Annotated in this window: 19 protein-coding genes; 11 read left to right on the top strand and 8 right to left on the bottom strand. The window is 67.5% G+C overall.

What is annotated here, in order from left to right; translation table 11 throughout:
* Nucleotide 1 precedes the first annotated feature (1 nt).
* Genes dapD through CIHUM_RS04390 form a run of 4 tightly spaced genes read right to left on the bottom strand, consistent with a single transcriptional unit; the run spans nt 2 to nt 4,725 of the window.
* The gene (gene dapD / locus CIHUM_RS04375) at nt 2-976 is read right to left on the bottom strand and encodes a 2,3,4,5-tetrahydropyridine-2,6-dicarboxylate N-succinyltransferase (RefSeq protein ID WP_034999698.1); all 975 of its coding nucleotides are present in this window, start codon (nt 974-976) and stop codon (nt 2-4) included.
* Nucleotides 977-981: 5 nt separating this feature from the next.
* Nucleotides 982-2,346 carry an amino acid permease gene (locus CIHUM_RS04380; RefSeq protein WP_034999700.1) on the bottom strand — a complete coding sequence of 455 codons (1,365 nt, stop codon included), beginning with the start codon at nt 2,344-2,346 and terminating at the stop codon, nt 982-984.
* A complete protein-coding gene (locus CIHUM_RS04385; RefSeq protein WP_034999702.1) occupies nt 2,346-3,734 on the bottom strand; it encodes an amino acid permease in 1,389 nt (462 codons plus the stop codon). Before CIHUM_RS04385 ends, CIHUM_RS04380 begins: the two co-directional genes overlap by 1 nt.
* 58 nt (nt 3,735-3,792) lie before the next feature.
* Entirely contained in the window at nt 3,793-4,725 is a 933-nt protein-coding gene (locus CIHUM_RS04390) for a 2,3,4,5-tetrahydropyridine-2,6-dicarboxylate N-succinyltransferase (protein WP_034999704.1), read from the bottom strand.
* A 29-nt stretch (nt 4,726-4,754) separates the two neighbouring features.
* Between CIHUM_RS04390 and dapE the strand changes: the two genes are divergently transcribed.
* Genes dapE through CIHUM_RS04425 form a run of 7 tightly spaced genes read left to right on the top strand, consistent with a single transcriptional unit; the run spans nt 4,755 to nt 9,587 of the window.
* Nucleotides 4,755-5,846, top strand: coding sequence for a succinyl-diaminopimelate desuccinylase (gene dapE / locus CIHUM_RS04395; protein ID WP_034999706.1), 1,092 nt, complete (start codon nt 4,755-4,757; stop codon nt 5,844-5,846).
* A gap of 3 nt (nt 5,847-5,849) precedes the next feature.
* A complete protein-coding gene (locus CIHUM_RS04400; protein ID WP_034999708.1) occupies nt 5,850-6,635 on the top strand; it encodes an LOG family protein in 786 nt (261 codons plus the stop codon).
* Nucleotides 6,628-7,479: a dihydropteroate synthase gene (folP, locus tag CIHUM_RS04405; protein WP_034999710.1), complete on the top strand. Its 852-nt coding sequence runs from the start codon at nt 6,628-6,630 to the stop codon at nt 7,477-7,479. Before CIHUM_RS04400 ends, folP begins: the two co-directional genes overlap by 8 nt.
* On the top strand, nt 7,476-8,192 hold the full coding sequence (locus tag CIHUM_RS04410; protein ID WP_034999719.1) for a glucosyl-3-phosphoglycerate synthase: 717 nt from the start codon (nt 7,476-7,478) through the stop codon (nt 8,190-8,192). The genes folP and CIHUM_RS04410 overlap by 4 nt, the downstream gene beginning before the upstream one ends.
* Before the next feature lie 10 nt (nt 8,193-8,202).
* The gene (locus tag CIHUM_RS04415) at nt 8,203-8,511 is read left to right on the top strand and encodes a hypothetical protein (protein WP_034999721.1); all 309 of its coding nucleotides are present in this window, start codon (nt 8,203-8,205) and stop codon (nt 8,509-8,511) included.
* A gap of 15 nt (nt 8,512-8,526) precedes the next feature.
* Nucleotides 8,527-8,697 (top strand): DUF3117 domain-containing protein, encoded by a 171-nt coding sequence (locus CIHUM_RS04420; protein WP_070475087.1) that lies wholly within the window; start codon nt 8,527-8,529, stop codon nt 8,695-8,697.
* A 26-nt stretch (nt 8,698-8,723) separates the two neighbouring features.
* Nucleotides 8,724-9,587, top strand: coding sequence for a class I SAM-dependent methyltransferase (locus tag CIHUM_RS04425; protein WP_034999724.1), 864 nt, complete (start codon nt 8,724-8,726; stop codon nt 9,585-9,587).
* Between the two features lie 3 nt (nt 9,588-9,590).
* On the opposite strand, the gene CIHUM_RS04430 is transcribed toward CIHUM_RS04425, so the two are convergent.
* Both CIHUM_RS04430 and glgA read right to left on the bottom strand, forming a co-directional pair.
* The gene (locus CIHUM_RS04430) at nt 9,591-10,991 is read right to left on the bottom strand and encodes a GH32 C-terminal domain-containing protein (RefSeq protein ID WP_034999726.1); all 1,401 of its coding nucleotides are present in this window, start codon (nt 10,989-10,991) and stop codon (nt 9,591-9,593) included.
* On the bottom strand, nt 10,988-12,145 hold the full coding sequence (gene glgA, locus CIHUM_RS04435) for a glycogen synthase (RefSeq protein WP_034999728.1): 1,158 nt from the start codon (nt 12,143-12,145) through the stop codon (nt 10,988-10,990). The genes CIHUM_RS04430 and glgA overlap by 4 nt, the downstream gene beginning before the upstream one ends.
* A 67-nt stretch (nt 12,146-12,212) precedes the next feature.
* Here glgA and glgC point away from each other — a divergent pair, with 67 nt between their 5' ends.
* Nucleotides 12,213-13,430: a glucose-1-phosphate adenylyltransferase gene (glgC, locus tag CIHUM_RS04440; protein ID WP_034999730.1), complete on the top strand. Its 1,218-nt coding sequence runs from the start codon at nt 12,213-12,215 to the stop codon at nt 13,428-13,430.
* On the opposite strand, the gene CIHUM_RS04445 is transcribed toward glgC, so the two are convergent.
* On the bottom strand, nt 13,427-14,101 hold the full coding sequence (locus tag CIHUM_RS04445) for an O-methyltransferase (RefSeq protein WP_034999732.1): 675 nt from the start codon (nt 14,099-14,101) through the stop codon (nt 13,427-13,429). The two genes, glgC and CIHUM_RS04445, sit on opposite strands and share 4 nt — an antisense overlap.
* 76 nt (nt 14,102-14,177) lie before the next feature.
* Between CIHUM_RS04445 and sigE the strand changes: the two genes are divergently transcribed.
* Genes sigE through tatB form a run of 3 tightly spaced genes read left to right on the top strand, consistent with a single transcriptional unit; the run spans nt 14,178 to nt 15,588 of the window.
* Nucleotides 14,178-14,771: an RNA polymerase sigma factor SigE gene (sigE, locus tag CIHUM_RS04450; protein WP_034999735.1), complete on the top strand. Its 594-nt coding sequence runs from the start codon at nt 14,178-14,180 to the stop codon at nt 14,769-14,771.
* Between the two features lie 21 nt (nt 14,772-14,792).
* Complete coding sequence (locus CIHUM_RS04455; RefSeq protein WP_148363853.1) at nt 14,793-15,161, top strand: anti-sigma factor family protein; 369 nt, start codon at nt 14,793-14,795, stop codon at nt 15,159-15,161.
* A 10-nt stretch (nt 15,162-15,171) separates the two neighbouring features.
* Complete coding sequence (tatB, locus tag CIHUM_RS04460; RefSeq protein WP_034999737.1) at nt 15,172-15,588, top strand: Sec-independent protein translocase protein TatB; 417 nt, start codon at nt 15,172-15,174, stop codon at nt 15,586-15,588.
* On the opposite strand, the gene CIHUM_RS04465 is transcribed toward tatB, so the two are convergent.
* On the bottom strand, nt 15,581-16,717 hold the full coding sequence (locus CIHUM_RS04465; RefSeq protein WP_034999740.1) for an Mrp/NBP35 family ATP-binding protein: 1,137 nt from the start codon (nt 16,715-16,717) through the stop codon (nt 15,581-15,583). The genes tatB and CIHUM_RS04465 overlap by 8 nt on opposite strands.
* Nucleotides 16,718-16,750 lie beyond the last annotated feature (33 nt).

Below are 16,750 nucleotides of genomic sequence, written 5' to 3' on the forward strand. Positions count from 1 at the left end.
GTTAGTTGGCGTGCAGCGCTTCGTTAAGCTCGATGCCCTTTGCGGGCACCGCCTCGACGGAGCCGGAAACGGAGTTGCGGCGGAACTGCAGGCCGTTCGCGCCGGAGAGCTCCAGCGCCTTGATCTCGGTACCGGGCTCCTTGCCCAGCGCTTCGGCCACTGGGGCGGTGAGTACGACCTTGGTGCCGGCGGTGACGTAGAGGCCGGCTTCGACGATGCAGTCGTCGCCGAGCGAGATGCCCACACCCGCGTTGGCGCCGAGGAGGCAGCGCTCGCCGAGCGAAATGACTTCCTTGCCGCCGCCGGACAGGGTGCCCATGATGGAGGCGCCGCCGCCGATGTCGGTGCCGTCGCCGACGACAACGCCCGCGGAGATACGGCCTTCCACCATGGAGGCACCGAGCGTGCCAGCGTTGAAGTTCACGAAGCCTTCGTGCATGACGGTGGTGCCTTCGGCGAGGTGGGCGCCGAGGCGGATGCGGTCGGCGTCGCCGATGCGCACGCCGGACGGCACGACGTAGTCGACCATGCGGGGGAACTTGTCCACGGAGAACACCACGACCGGGCCCTTTGCGGCAAGGCGGCCGCGGGTCATCTGGAAGTCGGAGACGGCGCAGGGGCCGTAGTTGGTCCACACCACGTTGGACAGCAGGCCGAACACGCCGTCCATGTTCGCGCCGTGGGGGCGGATCAGACGGTGCGACAGCAGATGCAGGCGCAGGTAGACGTCGTAGGCGTCCACGGCCGGCTCGGCCAGGTCCTTGATTGCCGTTTCCACGGCCACGCGCGCCACCCCGCGCGCCTCGTCGGGGCCGACGAGGTCTTCGAAGCGGGCGTCGGGCTCTGCTAACCGACGCGTCCCGGTTTCCTCAACCGGCTCATCTACTAACGGGGCGGGGTACCAAACATCAAGCACGGTGCCGTCGTGGGTGATGGTGGCGACGCCGCGCGCAATCGCGGAAGTTGGGGAATTCATGCCAGTCACCTTACGGCACCCCGGCTACGGGTGAGGAAGGACATGGCAATCAAAAACAACGACAGGATGGTGACGCTGATGACCTGGGAGCGCGAAGCGTCGTCGAAAAGCATGAGCACCGTCAGCCCCAGCAGCGCCGCCAGGGTCACCCACGGCACCCACGACGCTCCACGCACACGCACCGCAGAGGAGCTGATCCGCGGGTGGAGCTTGATAAAGCTCAGGGTGATCATGATCCAGGTGACAATGAGGCAGCCGCCGGTGGCGGACATGATGAAGTCGATCATCCCCGGCGGGTTCCACCACTGCAGGCCCACGGCCACGAATGCGAAGAACACGGAGACGAGCACGGAATTGCGCGGTACTCCGGCGGCGTTGGTGCGCGCCATCCACGCTGGCGCATCGCCCTCGAGCGCCTGCTGGTAGCCCAGGCGCGAGGTGCCGTAGATCTGCGCGTTGAACGCGGACAACAGCGCGAGCACGATCACGACCTCCATGAACCCGGCTGCGCCCGGGATGTTGGCCATTTCCAAAACGGCGGTGAAGGGGGAGTCGGCGGCGGAGTCCGCGCCGTCGATCGCCGTGTACGGCAGCAGCAGGATGATCACGGTCACGGAGCCGATGTAAAATAGCGCGATGCGCCAGATAATGGAATTGACGGCGCGCTTGACGTTGGCGGAAGGGTTTTCGGACTCGGCCGCAGCGATGGTGACCACTTCGATGCCGCCGAACGCGAACGCCACCGCGAGCAGGCCTGCGGCGATGCCGGCGATGCCGTTGGGGGCGAAGCCGGATTCGCGCACGTTGCCGAAGCCGACGAACCCGCTCGCAGGCAGCACGCCGGACCACAGCAGCACGCCGATGACCAAGAATCCCAGGATGACGGCGATTTTGATCATGGCGAACCAGTACTCGAACTCGCCGAAGCCTTTGACTTGCGCGAGGTTCACGGCGGTGAGCACGACCACGACGATGAGGCCGGGCACCCATTGCGGCACGCCGAACCAGCCGGCCATCATGGCGGAGGCGCCGGTGAGTTCGGCGCCGCACGCCATGATCAGCAGGAAGTAGTAGATCCAGCCGAGCAGAAACCCGGCCCAGTGGCCGAACGCCATGCGCCCGTAGGTGGCAAAGGAGCCGGAGGAGGGGTGCGCGGCGGCCATTTCGCCGAGCATGCGCATCACGGCGATGACGATCAGCCCGGCGATCGCGTAGGCGATGAGGATCGCGGGCCCGGCGGCGCGGATGCCCACGCCGACGCCGAGGAACAGCCCGGCGCCCACGGCGGTGCCGAGCCCCATGAGGGTGAGGTGCCGCGATTTCAGGCCGGAGCCGAGATCGCTGTTGCTTGTCGACGTCCCGCCGGCCATCACCCGACCGCCTTCTTTTGCACGTTTTGGTGGATCACGCCGGCGACGGCGATGACGCCGACGACGACGGTGACGGCGAGCATCTGGAAGCGCCCGTCCGCGTCGGCCACCATCAGCGCGATGACGCCTGCGGCGAGCGCGATCATGACCCACGGAAGGACGGCCGGCGCCCACATGCGCACCTCGGTGATCTCGCCGGTGGCGACGAGCTTCGGGTGGATGCGCACGAACGACAGGGCAACGACGATCCACAGCACGATCAGGCAGCCGCCGACCGCGTTGAGCAAAAATGCCAGCAGGCCCGGCGGGTTCCAGTACTGCAGGGCCACGGCGGCGAAGCCGAAGGCGACGGAGACCACGACGGCGCGCATGGGCACGCCGCGGGTGTCGGTGCGGCCGAAGGAGGCGGGTGCGTCGCCGCGCACGGCGAGGTTTTGCAGGAAGCGCGAGGAGCCGTAGATCTGGGTGTTGCAGGCGGACAGCAGCGCCACGACGATGACGGCCTCCATGATGCCCACCGCGCCCGGGATGTTGGCCAGCTCGAGCACGGCGGTGAAAGGGGAGTCGGCGGCGGAGTCGGCCCCGCCGATCTGGTCGAACGGCAAAAGCAGGACGATCAGCAGCACGGAGCCGATGTAGAACACGGAGATGCGCCAGATGATCGAACGGATAGCGGAGTGCACGCCTGCCTGCGGGTCCTCGGATTCGGCGGCGGCGACGGTGACCAGCTCAATGCCGCCGAACGCGAACGCCACGGCTAACAGCGCGGTGGCCACGCCGGACCAGCCGTTGGGCATGAAGCCGACCTCGCTGACGTTTTCCAGCCCAACGAAACCGCCGGCGGGCAGCAGCCCGAGCCACAGCGCCACGCCGATGATCAAAAACGCGACGATGACCGCAACCTTGATCAGGGCGAACCAGAATTCGAACTCGCCGAAGTTTTTCACGGCGGAGAAGTTGATCACGGTAAACGCCACGATGGCCACGAGCGCGGGGATCCACGGCGAGATGCCGAACCACGCGGCGACGATGGCGGAGGCGCCGGTGATCTCCACAGCCATGATCATGATCATCATGAACCAGTACAGCCAGCCGATGGTGAACCCGGCCCACGGTCCGAACGCCTGGGCGGCGTAGGTGGAAAACGTGCCGGAGGAGGGCCTGGCGGCGACCATCTCGGCGAGCATCTGCATGAAGCAGACGGTGATGAATCCGGCGATGACGTACGCGATCAGCACGGCGGGCCCGGCGGCTGCGATGCCCACGCCGGTGCCCAAAAACAGGCCGGCGCCGATGGCGGAGCCGAGGCCCATCATGGTCAGGTGGCGTGTCTTCAGCCCGCGGGCGAGCGCGGTGGATTCCGCGACGGGGGAAACTGGTGTCGACATGTCGAACACCTTAAACGCAAGCTATTGCGTCAAGGGCAATATATTCCGCAAGTTTTCGCTAATCGACGCCTAAAGTGTTCCGCCGCACCACCGGCGAGGTGGAAAACGGTTCGCGTTCGATGCGAAGATCGGCGCGCCCGGCGATGGTCCGCGCGGGCACCTGGGTGCCGGTTTCCACGTCGAAGACCATGGTGTCCGGTTCGAGCATGACGTTGACGCCGATTTCGCACCGGTCGCCCAAATCCACCCCGATCACGCCGGCTGACGGGTGCAGCCGGCAGTCCCGCCCGACCCGCATCGAGGCGCGTTCGAACTCGCTGACCCGTGACGCCATCAGCGCCGACGACAGCGACAGATCGGTCCCGCCGCCGACCACCACGGAAGACGACAGCCGCCCCTCAATCCGCGCAGGTCCCAGCGAGCCGGCGTTGTAGGAGACGTAGCCTTCGCGCATGACTGAAGTTCCCTCGGCCAGGTACGCCCCGAGCCGCACGCGTTCTGCTTCGGCGATGGTCACCCCGGACGGCACGACGTAGTCCACCATGCGCGGCAGCCGATCGATGCCGTAGACGTGAATCAGCCCACGCGCCCGCAGGTTGGTGCGCACGGTTTCGAAGTTGTCCGCCAGGCACGGGCCTTTGTTGGTCCACACCACCGGCTGCAGCAGCTCCAGCGCGCTGGCCATGTTGATCGTCAGCGGCTCCACCATGCGGTGCGACAGCAGATGAAGGCGCAGAAACACGTCGTGCGCGTCGATGGGTGGTGCGTCCAGGTCCGCGATGACGGTGCGCACCGGCACGAGTTCCACCAGCCGGTCGTGGTCTGCGCCAATAAGTTTCAGAAACTTCGGGCTGAGTTCGTGGGCGGAGACGCGGTGGGTGCCGGAGGTGCCGTCGATAGGTAGTAGCTCCGGCGACGGGAACCAGGTGTCCAGCACGGTGCCGTTCATGGCGATGTTGGCGATTCCGACGGCGCGCGCTCCTCGAGACATGCCTGCGAGTCTAAACGTAGGATCGCCGTGTGACTTCCTTAGATCTCTTCGCCGACCCAATTGCACTTTCTGCGGCGCTCGTGGACATCGAGTCGCCCTCGCATCACGAGGAGGCGATCGCGGACGCCGTCGAGGGCGCGCTTCGCGGCCTGGAGCACGCGGAGGTTGCGCGCTTCGGCAACACGGTGGTGGCGCGCACGAACTTCGGCCTGGGGTCGCGGGTGGTGCTGGCCGGGCACATCGACACCGTCCCGCTCGCGAACAACACGCCGCACAAGCTTGTCGACGGCACCCTGCACGGCTGCGGATCCGTCGACATGAAATCCGGCATGGCCTGCTACCTGGCAGCCTTCGCGCGCCTGGCCGAGCCTGGCAAGTTGGACCACGACCTGACCGTTATCGCCTACGAGGGCGAGGAGGTCGCGCAGGAGTACAACGGCCTGCACCACCTGGAGCGCGACCACCCCGAGTGGCTCGAGGGCGACATCGCGCTGCTCGGCGAGCCGTCCGGCGCCATCATCGAGGCCGGCTGCCAGGGCACCATCCGCGTGTTCGTGGACGCGCACGGCACCCGCGCGCACTCTGCGCGAAGCTGGCTCGGCCACAACGCCGCGCACGATCTGGCCGGTGTGCTCACGCGCATCGCCGACTACACCCCGCGCGCGGTCGAGATCGACGGCTGCGAGTATCGCGAGGGCCTCAACGTGGTGGGCCTGGAGGGCTTTGTGGCCACCAACACCATCCCGGATCACGCGCGGCTGATCGTGAACTTCCGCTACGCGCCGGACCGCTCCGTGGAGGAGGCGAAGGCCCACTTGGAGGAAGCGCTTTCGCTTGACGACGGGCTCACGCTGACCTACGACGACATCGCGCCGGGCGCGCTGCCAGGCCTGGGCGACCCGGTGGCCGCCGGCCTAGTCAAGGCTGTGGGCGGGAATTTCCGCGCGAAGTTCGGATGGACGGATGTCGCGCGCTTTTCTAGCCTGGGTGTTCCCGCGGTCAATTTCGGCCCCGGCGACCCTGGTTTTGCCCACAAGAAGGACGAGCAGTGCCCGACGGACCAGATCACGCAGGTCTTCGAGCAGCTGATGTCGTACCTGAGCGTTAACGAAAGCGAGTAGTCAATGGCCCCGCTGAACATCCCCCGCCCGGAGCGCGACCGGAAGCTGCGCGGCCCGATCGCGCTGCGCGGTTCGGACCACCAGGCGTCCACGTTCGACCAGCGCCTGCTTGAGGCGTTCGGGCACGCGGACAGCCAGTGGCGCCACGAGGACCCGTGGCGCGTGATGCGCATCCAGAGCGAGTTCGTCGCGGGCTTCGACGCGCTTTCGGAGATGCCGAAGGCCGTCACCGTGTTCGGCTCGGCGCGCCTGGGGGAGGGCACGGACGAGTACCAGCTGTCCTACGACGTTGGCAGGGCGCTGGTGGAGGCCGGCTACGCGGTGATCACCGGCGGCGGCCCGGGCTTGATGGAGGGCCCGAACCGCGGCGCGCACAACGCCGACGGCCTGTCGGTGGGCCTAGGCATTGAGCTGCCGTTCGAGCAGGGTTTGAACGACTGGGTGGATCTGGGGCTGAACTTCCGCTACTTCTTCGCCCGCAAGACCATGTTTTTGAAGTACTCGCAGGCGTTTATCGCCCTGCCGGGCGGCTTCGGCACGATGGACGAGGTCTTCGAGGTGCTGTGCATGGTGCAAACCGGCAAGGTCACCAACTTCCCGATTGTGCTGATGGGCACCGAGTTTTGGTCTGGGCTGGTGGCTTGGATTGAGCAGCAGCTGCTGGGCCGCGGGTTGATTTCGCCGGGCGACGAGAAGCTGTTTTTGGTCACCGACTCGGTGGACGAGGCGGTGGCGCACATCGTGGACACACACAAGGTGATGACGGATCAGCGCCTCAAGGATGACTAAGCAGCTCGCCGAGGTGATGGCGATTGTCAACCGCACACCCGACTCGTTCTACGACAAAGGCGCGACGTTCGCTTCCGAGAAAGCACTTTTGCGTATCGACGGCGCCGTGTCCGCCGGCGCCAGCATCATCGATGTCGGCGGGGTCAAAGCAGGTCCCGGCGATGACGTGGACGTTGCCGAGGAGATCGACCGCGTCGTGCCGCTGATCGCCGCCGCACGAGGACGCCACCCGGACGTGACGTTGAGCGTGGACACGTGGCGCGCGCCGGTGGCGGAGGCCGCGATCGCCGCCGGCGCGGACCTGATCAACGACACGTGGGCCGGTTTCGACCCGGAGCTGGTAGAGGTCGCCGGACAGCACCGGGTGGGCTACGTCTGCTCGCACACCGGCGGGATCACCCCTCGCACGCGCCCGCACCGGGTGCATTACGACGACGTGGTCGCCAACGTCATCGCCGAGACCACGGCGCTGGCCGAGCGCGCGGCATCGCTGGGCGTGCCGGAGGAGCGCATCTTCATCGACCCGACCCACGATTTTGGCAAGAACACCTACCACGGCCTGGAGCTGCTGCGGCGCGTGGACGAGCTCGTGGCCACGGGCTGGCCGGTGCTGATGGCGCTGTCGAACAAGGACTTCGTCGGCGAGACGCTGAACCGCGGGCTTTTCGGCGCGGACATCACCGAGCGCGTCCCCGGCACCCTCGCCGCCACCGCGTGGGCGGCCGCGCGCGGGGTGGCGGCGTTCCGCGTGCACGAGGTCGAGGCCACACTGGACGTGATCCGCATGACCGCCGCGATCCAGGGCGAGATGGCCCCGCTCCACACAGTCCGGGGGCTCGCGTGAGGGTCAGTGTGGTCATTCCTGCGTTGAATGAGCAGGAGACGGTGGGCGGTGTCGTCGAGAAGTGTTTGGCATCGAGCGTCGACGAGGTGTTGGTGATCGACCCGGACTCCACGGACGCCACCGCCGCCCGCGCCGCAGCCGCGGGCGCGAGGGTGGTGCCGTGGCGCGAGGTGGACCCGCGCGAGCCGTGGGAGGGCAAGGGCGAGGCCCTGTGGCGCGGGGTAAAGGCGGCCGCCGGCGACGTCGTGGTTTTCGTGGACGCGGACGTGACCTCGCTTAAGCCGTGGTGGGTCGACGCGCTTGCGGAGCCGTTGTCGGATCCGGGCGTCCACCTGGTCAAAGCCTCCTACGAGCGCGCCCGCGCCGGCGGCCGCGTGACCGAACTGACCGCCAAGCCGCTGTTGCGCGCGCTGTTTCCGCAGCTCGCCCACATCCGCCAGCCGCTCGCCGGCGAGTACGCCATCCGCCGCCGCACCGCGCTTGGTCTCCCGTTCGTCGCAGGTTACGGCGTCGAGGCTGGCTTGCTCATCGACGTCGCCTCCGCCCACACCCCCGCCTCCATCGCGCAAGCCGAGCTGAGCCCGCGCACGCACCGCAACCGCCCGCTAACGCAACTGGGGCCCATGGCGGACGTGGTCTCCCGCACGATCTTGGCGCGCGCCGGGGTGGGCGAAATACAGGTCCGCGAGCGCCCCGCCTGGGTGGACGGTTAAACTAACCGGCATGCTTTCCTGGATCGTGTTAATCCTCATCGTCGCACTGCTGAGCATCATCGGCGTGCGCGTGTTCGCCTCCGTCTTCGGACGCGGCGAGGCACAGCCGCCGATGCCGCCGACCGCCGACGTCAAGGAAGCCAACCGCCGCGCCGTGGAGGAGGGCAATTTCGGCGATATCCAGCTCGAGGTTGTGCACCGCGGCTACCGCATGGATCAGGTGGATGCGCTGCTGGAGCAGTTGGCTGGTGGCAACCTTGGGCCCGTCGAGAGGCAGGATGCTCAGGTAGAATCGTCTACGTCAACTATCGCGAAGTAAAAGGAGCGTAGACGAATGGCAGCAATGAAGCCGCGTACCGGCAGTGGCCCGATGGAAGCGGTGGAGGAGTCCCGCAAGATCGTGATGCGTATCCCGTCCGACGGCGGCGGCCGCCTCGTGGTGGAGCTGTCCAAGGAGGAGGCCGGCGAGCTCGGCCGACTGCTCACGGAGGCCGCAGAAGCCTAACGCGCCGAACGCGGTAGTATCGCCACATGCTCAACGACATTGTGGACGTGCTCGCCGACCCGGCAGATCTCACCCCGCTTCGGGGCGAAGACGATTCTTCCCGTCTCGTCTCCGAATCGGGGCATTCTTATGACGTGGCCAGGCAGGGCTACGTCACCCTCGCCGCCGGCAAGGGCATTGGGCACGAGGGTGACTCGCTGGAGATGGTCAACTCCCGCGAGACGTTTTTGTCCAACGGCCACTTCGCCCCGTTCGTGGAGGCTGTCTCCGACGCGCTCGCCGATGTGGTGGAGCGCGCCGCCGGCGACACCGAGCACCCGGTGATCATGGAGGCCGGCGCTGGCACCGGCTACTACCTCGCCCACACCCTGGACTTGATCGCAGGCGCGCGCGGCGTTGGCCTGGATGTGTCCGTGCCGGCGGCGAAGCACCTGGCCAAGTCCCACCCGCGCGTGAGCGCTGTGGTGGCGGACGTGTGGGAGCAGCTGCCGATCCGCACCGGCTCCGTTCACGCGCTTGCCGTCGTGTTCGCGCCGCGCAACCCGGCTGAGTTCGCGCGCGTGCTTGTGGACGGTGGCGAGGCTGTCATGCTCGTCGCCGACCAAGGCCACCTGGATGAGCTGCGCGAGCCGCTGGGCATCCTCGGCGTCGAAGAAGGCAAGGTCGAGCGCCTTATCGCCCAGTCCGAGGGCCACTTGGTCCCGGCGGCGGATCCTGAGCTCATCGAGTTTCCGATGCTGCTGGAGCGCGATGCTATCGCCGCCCAGGTGGGCATGAGCCCGTCGGCACGCCACCTGGACTCAGGCACGCTTCAGGCCCGCCTGGCGGAGCTGCCGGAGCAGATGCGGGTCACCGCGCGTGCGCAGTTGATCCGCATGCGCAAGGCATAAGCGTTAGCGCACGTAGCCGCGGCGCCACTCGGAGTGGATTTCCGCGCCGTTGTAGGCGCGGGTGCGGATGCCGGAGCAGCCGTCGTTGAGCCATACGCGCGAGGACATGACCACGCTGCCGCCGCCGGCGTAGACCTCGATGGTGGCGCCGTCGACGATGACGGTGATGTTGTCTTCGTCGTCGTCGTGGAGCTCGGCGCTGGCGGGGGAGCCGTCCTTGCGGTCGAGGACGATCTGGTCGCCGGAGTGGGTGATCTCTACGCCCGGTTCACCGTCGCCGTCGAGCACCTCCACGACGACGGAGGCTCCTGGCGCGACCTCGCAGAGCCCGGCCCACATGCGGGCGCGGTCGGTGCTGTCCACCGCGTCCGGAAGCCCCGGGGCGGGCACCTGGTAGAGGCGGCCGCCCTGCAGGGTGATGCGGCGCGGCAAGGTCAGGGCGTTGGCCCAGCCTTCGGCGTCCCAGTTGGGTTCTTGGGTGGGGTCGCCGGCGCGGTCGGTGTTGGTCATGAACCCGTACAAGTAGGCGCGTTCGTACAGCTTCGCCGTTTCTGCCAGGCTGTAGGTGGTGTTGCGGGGGCGGGTGAAGTCGTGGCCGTGGTCGACGATGGTGAACGGCGTGTCCACGCGGAAGGTGTGGCCGCGCAGCTCGCCGACGGCGTAGACGGCGGTGTCTTTGCCGTCGCGTTCGAGCGTGACAAACAAAACGTCGCGGATCTGGCCGTCCACTTCGTCGCGCAGGCGCACGATGCGAGGGGCGACCAAGGAGGTGTCGAGGTCGAAGCCGGTGTCGCCTTCGAATTCGAGGACGCCTTCGAGCTTCCAGTCGCGGCCGTCGTCCGAGGTGAGCACGACTGGCTTCGGCGCGGTTTCGGGGCCGGAGACGGCGAGCATGAGCCAGCCGTCGTGGTCGTCGTCGCGGTCGGTGTCGGCGTCCCAGTCGGGCACGACGCAGGGGGAGCGGAAGTTGCTCACGCCTGCGACGTCTTCGACCACGGCGCCGAGGCGGGCTGCGGCGCCGGAGACGTCGAGGTCGGCGTCGTCGTCGAGGTCGGAGCACAGCTCGTTGACGTGGGGGACGTGCGCGACCTGGATGGTGCTGCCGGCGGCGGTGGCGGAGGTGAAAAACAGGTCCACGCCGTCGCCTGCGGGGGAGATGCTGCCGGCGCGAACGGCGATTTCGCCGCCGACGGGCACGATGACGTCGTTGCAGTCCACCCAGCTAAACGCGTCTTCTTCGCTTTGCTGGTGGCCCCAGCGGCTCGGTGCGTCGGGGGTGGGGCGGTACTGGTAGAACATGTTCCACATGCGCTCGGCTGCCTTGCCGGTGCGGTAGATGCCGGCGGGGCCTTCGAGGATGCCGCGCTCGGCGGTGACGTGCAGTTCCGGACGGTAAACGGTCATCTGTTCAGCCCCTTGTAAATCTCTACGGTTTCTTGCGCAATGGTCGCCCAGGAAAAGTCGGTTTTGGCCCGCGTGAGCCCGGCTGCCCCTAGGGCGGCGGCGCGCTCGGCATCGCCTGCGACGGCGTTGACGGCTTCGGCCAAGGCGGCTTCGAAGCCCGCGGTGTCGTCGGCATCGTAGTCCACCAGCACGCCGGTTTCGCCGTCGACGACGACCTCCGGGATGCCGCCGACGCGCGAGGCTACCACGGCGGTTTCGCACGCCATCGCCTCGAGGTTCACGATGCCCAGCGGCTCGTAGATGGACGGGCAGACGAACACGTCTGCCAGCGAGTACACCTCGCGCACCTTCTCGGGCGGCATCATTTCCTGGATCCAGAACACGCCGTCGCGCGACGCCTTCAGCTTTTCGACGAGCCCTTCGGTCTCCGCCGCAATCTCCTTGGTGTCCGGGGCCCCGGCGCACAGGATGAGCTGGATGTCCTCGTCGAAGGATTGGGCGGCCTTGAGCAGGTGCGCCACGCCCTTTTGGCGTGTGATGCGCCCGACAAAGGCCACAACGGGCTTGTCCGGGTTCACGCCCAGCTCTTCGGCGATGGTGCCGGAGTCGGGGTACCACTTCTCCGGGTCGATGCCGTTGAGGACGGTGTGGACTTTAGTGTCGTCGATACGCGGGTATGCGCGCAGTACCGCTTCCTTCATTCCGGCGGAGACCGCGATGACCGCATCGGCGTATTCGAAGGCGTTCTTCTCCGACCAGGAGGAGACGTTGTAGCCGCCGCCGAGTTGCTCGCGTTTCCACGGGCGGTCCGGCTCCAGGGAGTGGGCGGTGACCACGTGGGGGATTTCGTGCAGCTGGCCGGCCAGGTGCCCGCCGAGCCCCGCGTACCAGGTGTGGGAGTGCACCACGTCCAGGCCGGCGGCGGCGTCGGCCATGCGCAGGCCGGTGGACAGCGTTTTCATCGCCCCGTTGGCCTCCGCCAACGCGGGGTCGACGCCGTGCACGTAGACGCCTGCTGCGTCGCGCGGTGCGCCCATGCAGTGCACGTCCACCTCGACGATGTCGCGCATGAAGCGCGTCAGCTCGGTGACGTGGACGCCGGCGCCGCCGTAGACCTCCGGTGGGTATTCGCGGGTGAACATTCCGACTTTCATGACCGCCGAGCCTACTTACCCGCGCGATTCCCTGCAGGGGCCTGAATTTCTCATTAGCCTGGTTAGTATGAAAAGCCAGCCTCGGGTTCTCGCCATCGTCCTCGCCGGCGGTGAGGGCAAGCGTCTGTTTCCGTTGACCGCCGACCGTGCCAAGCCCGCCGTGCCGTTCGGCGGCAACTACCGTCTCATCGATTTCGTCCTGTCCAACCTGGTCAACGCGGGCTACATGCGCATCGCGGTGCTGACGCAGTACAAGTCGCACTCGCTGGACCGCCACGTCGCTACTGCGTGGAACGTCTCCGGCCCGACGCAGCAGTACATCGCGTCGGTGCCGGCGCAGCAGCGCCGCGGCAAGCGCTGGTACTCGGGTTCGGCGGACGCGATCGTGCAGTCGCTGAACTTGATCTACGACGACGCGCCGGACTACGTGCTGGTCTTCGGCGCGGACCACGTTTACCGCATGGATCCTTCGCAGATGGTGGAGGACCACATCGCCTCGGGCAAGGCCGCGACCGTGGCGGGCATCCGCGTGCCGCGCTCGGAGGCGCACGCGTTCGGCTGCATCCAGGCGGCAGACGACGGCACCATCACCGAGTTTCTGGAAAAGCCCGCCGACCCGCCGGGCACCCCCGACGACCCGGAGACCACGTTCGCGTCGATGGGCAACTACTGCTTCTCCACCGAGGCGCTGATCCAGGCGCTGCTGGAGGACGAGCAGAATGAGGATTCCGCCCACGACATGGGCGGCGACATCATCCCGTACTTCGTGGCCCAGGGCGAGGCGAACGTCTACGACTTCTCCCGCAACGAGGTCCCGGGTGCCACGGAGCGCGACCGCGGCTACTGGCGCGACGTGGGCACCGTGGACTCGTTCTACGAAGCCCACATGGACCTCATTTCCTCGCACCCGGTGTTTAACCTCTACAACAAGGCGTGGCCCATTCACGCCACGGAGGAGGACAACCTGCCGCCGGCGAAGTTCGTCATGGGCGGCATCGCGCAGGAGTCCATCGTGGCGTCCGGCTCCATCATCTCGGGCGCGACAGTGCGCAACTCGGTGCTGTCTACCGACGTCCGCGTTGGGGAAGGCGCCACCGTGGAAGGCTCAGTGCTGATGCCGGGCGTGCGCGTGGGCAAGGGCGCGGTGGTGCGCCACTGCATCCTGGACAAAAACGTCTACGTCTCCGACGGGGAGATCATCGGGGTGGATCCCGAGCGCGACCGCGAGCGCTTCAACGTCTCCGACAGCGGCGTGGTGTGCGTGGGCAAAAACGAGGTGATTTAGCGCCGCTTGGTCAGAAGCGTCAGCCCGCTGTCGAGAGGCAGGCGCGCAATGGCGGCCTCTTCGAGCGCCAGCGTATCGACGAAAGCGTCAGCCTCCCTCGCCGCCTCAGTTTCGCGGTCGCGGCGGGTGGGGTCGGCCACGGTGCCGTCGAGAAGCGAGCCTGCGATGACGAGTGTGCCGCCGGGGGCGAGCAGGGGCCACGCGGCGTCGATGAGCGGGCGCAGCTCCACGGCCGAGACGTCGGCGTAGATGAGCTGGTACGCGCCCGTTGCCAGGCGGCCCATCACATCGAGCGGGCGGGAGGTGAGGAAACGCACGCGCGACGGCGCGAAGCCCGCGGCGCGGAACGCCTCCTTGGCGCCTGCCTGCAGCGCCGCCTCCGGTTCGATGCAGGTCAGGGTGGCCTTCTCGGGCAGGCCGGCGAGGATGTGCAGGCCCGCCACACCCGCGGCCGGGGTCACCGCGACCGCGCCCTGGGCGGCCTCGTTGCCCGCCGCCAGCACGGACAGCAAATCGCCCACGATCTGGCTGGGAACCGGCACGCCGTTTTCCCCGGCGTCCTCGCGGGCGCGGGCGAGTGCTTCGCCCACCGCCTCCGGCAGGTGGTCCCGGCGGGAGTCGATGTAGGTGCTCAGTTGGGTAAACGCTGTCTCACTCACACCGGCAATCATAGCGGGGCGCATGCGCCCAGGGAGCTCACAGCTGGCGTGCTGGCATCTGGGAGGTTGATCTGCCAGACTACTTGCTATGACCTCTGAGGAGAACCAGCTGTCCGGCACTGCCGCGTTCGACGCGGGCGAGGGGGCCATGCCCACCTGGTCGGAGCTGGTGCAGGAACACGCCGACAGCGTGTACCGCCTTGCCTACCGCCTGTCCGGCAACCAACACGACGCGGAAGACCTGACGCAGGAGACGTTCATGCGCGTGTTCCGGAGCTTGAAGAACTACCAGCCGGGCACCTTCGAAGGGTGGCTGCACCGCATCACTACCAACCTGTTTTTGGACATGGTGCGCCGCCGCGCGAAGATCCGAATGGAGGCGCTGCCGGAGGACTACGAGCGCGTCCCGGGCACCGACATGACGCCGGAGGAGGCATACAACGTGGCGAACCTGGACCCGGCGCTGCAGCGCGCACTGGATGATTTGGCGCCGGACTTCCGCGTCGCCGTCGTGCTTTGCGACGTCATGGGCATGACCTACGAGGAAATCGGCGACACCCTCGGCGTGAAGATGGGCACTGTGCGCTCGCGCATCCACCGCGGGCGCGCGCAGCTGCGCGAGTCGCTGGAGGCGCAGGCGCTTGACGACGCGCACGCGAAGGAGCTCATCCGCACCCGCTAACCAAGCGACGTGATGATGTCCATGGCCAAACGCGAATTCAACTCCACCGACCACCTGAACCCGGAAGCGGTTGCCGCCTTCGTCGACGGTGAGCTGTCTGATTCAGCGTTTCGCCGCGCCGCCCGCCACCTGACCGACTGCGACGAGTGCAGCGCCGAGGTCGACGCCCAGCGCCGCGCCGCGAACCGGCTGCGCGTGGTGGACAACTCGGCCGTGCACGCCCCGGCGTCGCTAGTGGAGCGCTTGGCCGGCATGAGCGCCGGGGACCTCGACAGGGTGGGCGAGGTGGGTGAGGCGCCAGGCCCTCGCGACCGGGTCAGGGATCTAGGCGCCAACCTCAGCTCGGCGCTGCAATCGGCTCTGGGCGCGCTGAAGCGCCGCGGGGAGTAGGGTGTTGTAGGTGTTTTCCAACATCGGCTGGGGCGAGATTTTCTTCATCCTGATCATCGGGCTCATCGTGATCGGGCCCGAACGCCTGCCCGCCGTTGTGGAGGATGTGCGTGCGGCCATCTACGCCGCGAAGAAGGCCATCAACAACGCCAAGGCTGAGCTCAACGGGGAGCTAGAGGACTTTGAGGAGTTTAAAAAGCCGATCAACACCGTGTCCCAGTACGCGTCGATGGGCCCGCGCCGCGCGATGGCGAAGGTGTTGTTCGAGGACGAGGCCGTCGATCCGCGCCAGGCCACGCCCGAGCCCACCCGCTCGGGCCCGCGCCCCGCGGCGCAGGAGCCGCCGCGGCCGGAGCAGCCTGCACAGCCGGATCAGGCGGAGCGGCCGTCGAAAGGCAGGAGCTTCTCCTGGGAGGACGTTATTTAACCTGCGGGTTGAGGCTCTTGCCGGCGAGGGATTCGCGGCGCACCTTCAGCTGATCCGCGACCGCTTGGATGGCCTTGGCGGCGGGGGAGTCTGGCTCGGAGATGACGACGGGGGTGCCGGTGTCGCCGTGCTCGCGAAGCTGCGGGTCCAGGGGGATGGAGCCGAGCAGCTTCACGTCGGAGTCCGTCAGCTGCGTCAGGCGTTCGGCGACCTGCTCGCCGCCGCCCTCGCCGAAGATGTTCATCACGGTCCCGTCGGGCATGGTCATACCGGACATGTTCTCGATGACGCCGGCGATCTTCTGGTCCGTCTGCTGCGCGATCGTGCCGGCGCGCTCCGCCACCTCCGCGGCGGCGGCCTGCGGAGTGGTCACGATGAGCAGCTCCGCGTTCGGCACCAGCTGCGCCACCGTGATGGCCACGTCGCCGGTTCCAGGCGGCAGGTCCATGAACAACACGTCCAGATCGCCCCAGTACACGTCGGCCAGGAACTGCTGGATCGCGCGGGTGAGCATGGGCCCGCGCCACACGATCGGCGCGTTGCCTTCCACGAACTGGCCCACCGAGATGTGGCGCACGCCGTGGGCGATCGGCGGCATGATCATCTCGTCGACCACTGTGGGGCCCTTGTCGTTCGAGCCCATCAGCCCGGGCACGGAGTGGCCGTAGATGTCCGCGTCCACCACGCCGACGCTTAAGCCCTGCGCGGCGAGGGCGGCGGCCAGGTTCACGGTCATGGAGGACTTGCCCACGCCGCCCTTGCCGGAGGCGACGGCGTAGATGCGGGTGCGCGTGTCCGGGTCCGCGAACGGGATCGCAGGCCCGGTCTGCTCGCCGCGCAGCTTCAGCGCGAGCGCTCGGCGCTGCTCGTCGCTCATGGTGTGCAGCGTGACGGAGACGTCGCCGACGCCGTCGAGTTCCTCTAGTACCGCGCGCGTGTTGGACTCGATGGTGTCGCGCATGGGGCAGCCGGCGATGGTCAGGTAGATGCCCACGGCCACGTCCGTGCCGCTAATGCGCACGGATTCCACCATGTCCAGCTCGGTGATGGGCTTGCCAATCTCGGGGTCTTCCACGCGCTCGAGTGCCGCGAGGACGTCCTGCTCTGTGATTTTTTGTTCTGTAGCCATGTTGCCCTGCAGTATAACGGTGACCCGGAGGCG

This window comes from Corynebacterium ihumii (assembly GCF_028609825.1).
GTDB classification, from domain to species: domain Bacteria; phylum Actinomycetota; class Actinomycetes; order Mycobacteriales; family Mycobacteriaceae; genus Corynebacterium; species Corynebacterium afermentans.

Bases quoted from the DNA above. Each gene is read 5' to 3' on its own strand.
- CIHUM_RS04400 (WP_034999708.1), top strand. From the start codon at position 5,850: ATGGCCCCGCTGAACATCCCCCGCCCGGAGCGCGACCGGAAGCTGCGC.
- CIHUM_RS04430 (WP_034999726.1), bottom strand. From the start codon at position 10,991: ATGACCGTTTACCGTCCGGAACTGCACGTCACCGCCGAGCGCGGCATC.
- CIHUM_RS04390 (WP_034999704.1), bottom strand. From the start codon at position 4,725: ATGTCTCGAGGAGCGCGCGCCGTCGGAATCGCCAACATCGCCATGAAC.
- CIHUM_RS04465 (WP_034999740.1), bottom strand. From the start codon at position 16,717: ATGGCTACAGAACAAAAAATCACAGAGCAGGACGTCCTCGCGGCACTC.
- CIHUM_RS04425 (WP_034999724.1), top strand. From the start codon at position 8,724: ATGCTCAACGACATTGTGGACGTGCTCGCCGACCCGGCAGATCTCACC.
- CIHUM_RS04415 (WP_034999721.1), top strand. From the start codon at position 8,203: ATGCTTTCCTGGATCGTGTTAATCCTCATCGTCGCACTGCTGAGCATC.
- folP (WP_034999710.1), top strand. From the start codon at position 6,628: ATGACTAAGCAGCTCGCCGAGGTGATGGCGATTGTCAACCGCACACCC.
- glgC (WP_034999730.1), top strand. From the start codon at position 12,213: ATGAAAAGCCAGCCTCGGGTTCTCGCCATCGTCCTCGCCGGCGGTGAG.
- CIHUM_RS04455 (WP_148363853.1), top strand. From the start codon at position 14,793: ATGGCCAAACGCGAATTCAACTCCACCGACCACCTGAACCCGGAAGCG.
- glgA (WP_034999728.1), bottom strand. From the start codon at position 12,145: ATGAAAGTCGGAATGTTCACCCGCGAATACCCACCGGAGGTCTACGGC.
- CIHUM_RS04445 (WP_034999732.1), bottom strand. From the start codon at position 14,101: ATGATTGCCGGTGTGAGTGAGACAGCGTTTACCCAACTGAGCACCTAC.
- sigE (WP_034999735.1), top strand. From the start codon at position 14,178: ATGACCTCTGAGGAGAACCAGCTGTCCGGCACTGCCGCGTTCGACGCG.
- CIHUM_RS04420 (WP_070475087.1), top strand. From the start codon at position 8,527: ATGGCAGCAATGAAGCCGCGTACCGGCAGTGGCCCGATGGAAGCGGTG.
- CIHUM_RS04380 (WP_034999700.1), bottom strand. From the start codon at position 2,346: ATGGCCGGCGGGACGTCGACAAGCAACAGCGATCTCGGCTCCGGCCTG.
- CIHUM_RS04385 (WP_034999702.1), bottom strand. From the start codon at position 3,734: ATGTCGACACCAGTTTCCCCCGTCGCGGAATCCACCGCGCTCGCCCGC.
- dapD (WP_034999698.1), bottom strand. From the start codon at position 976: ATGAATTCCCCAACTTCCGCGATTGCGCGCGGCGTCGCCACCATCACC.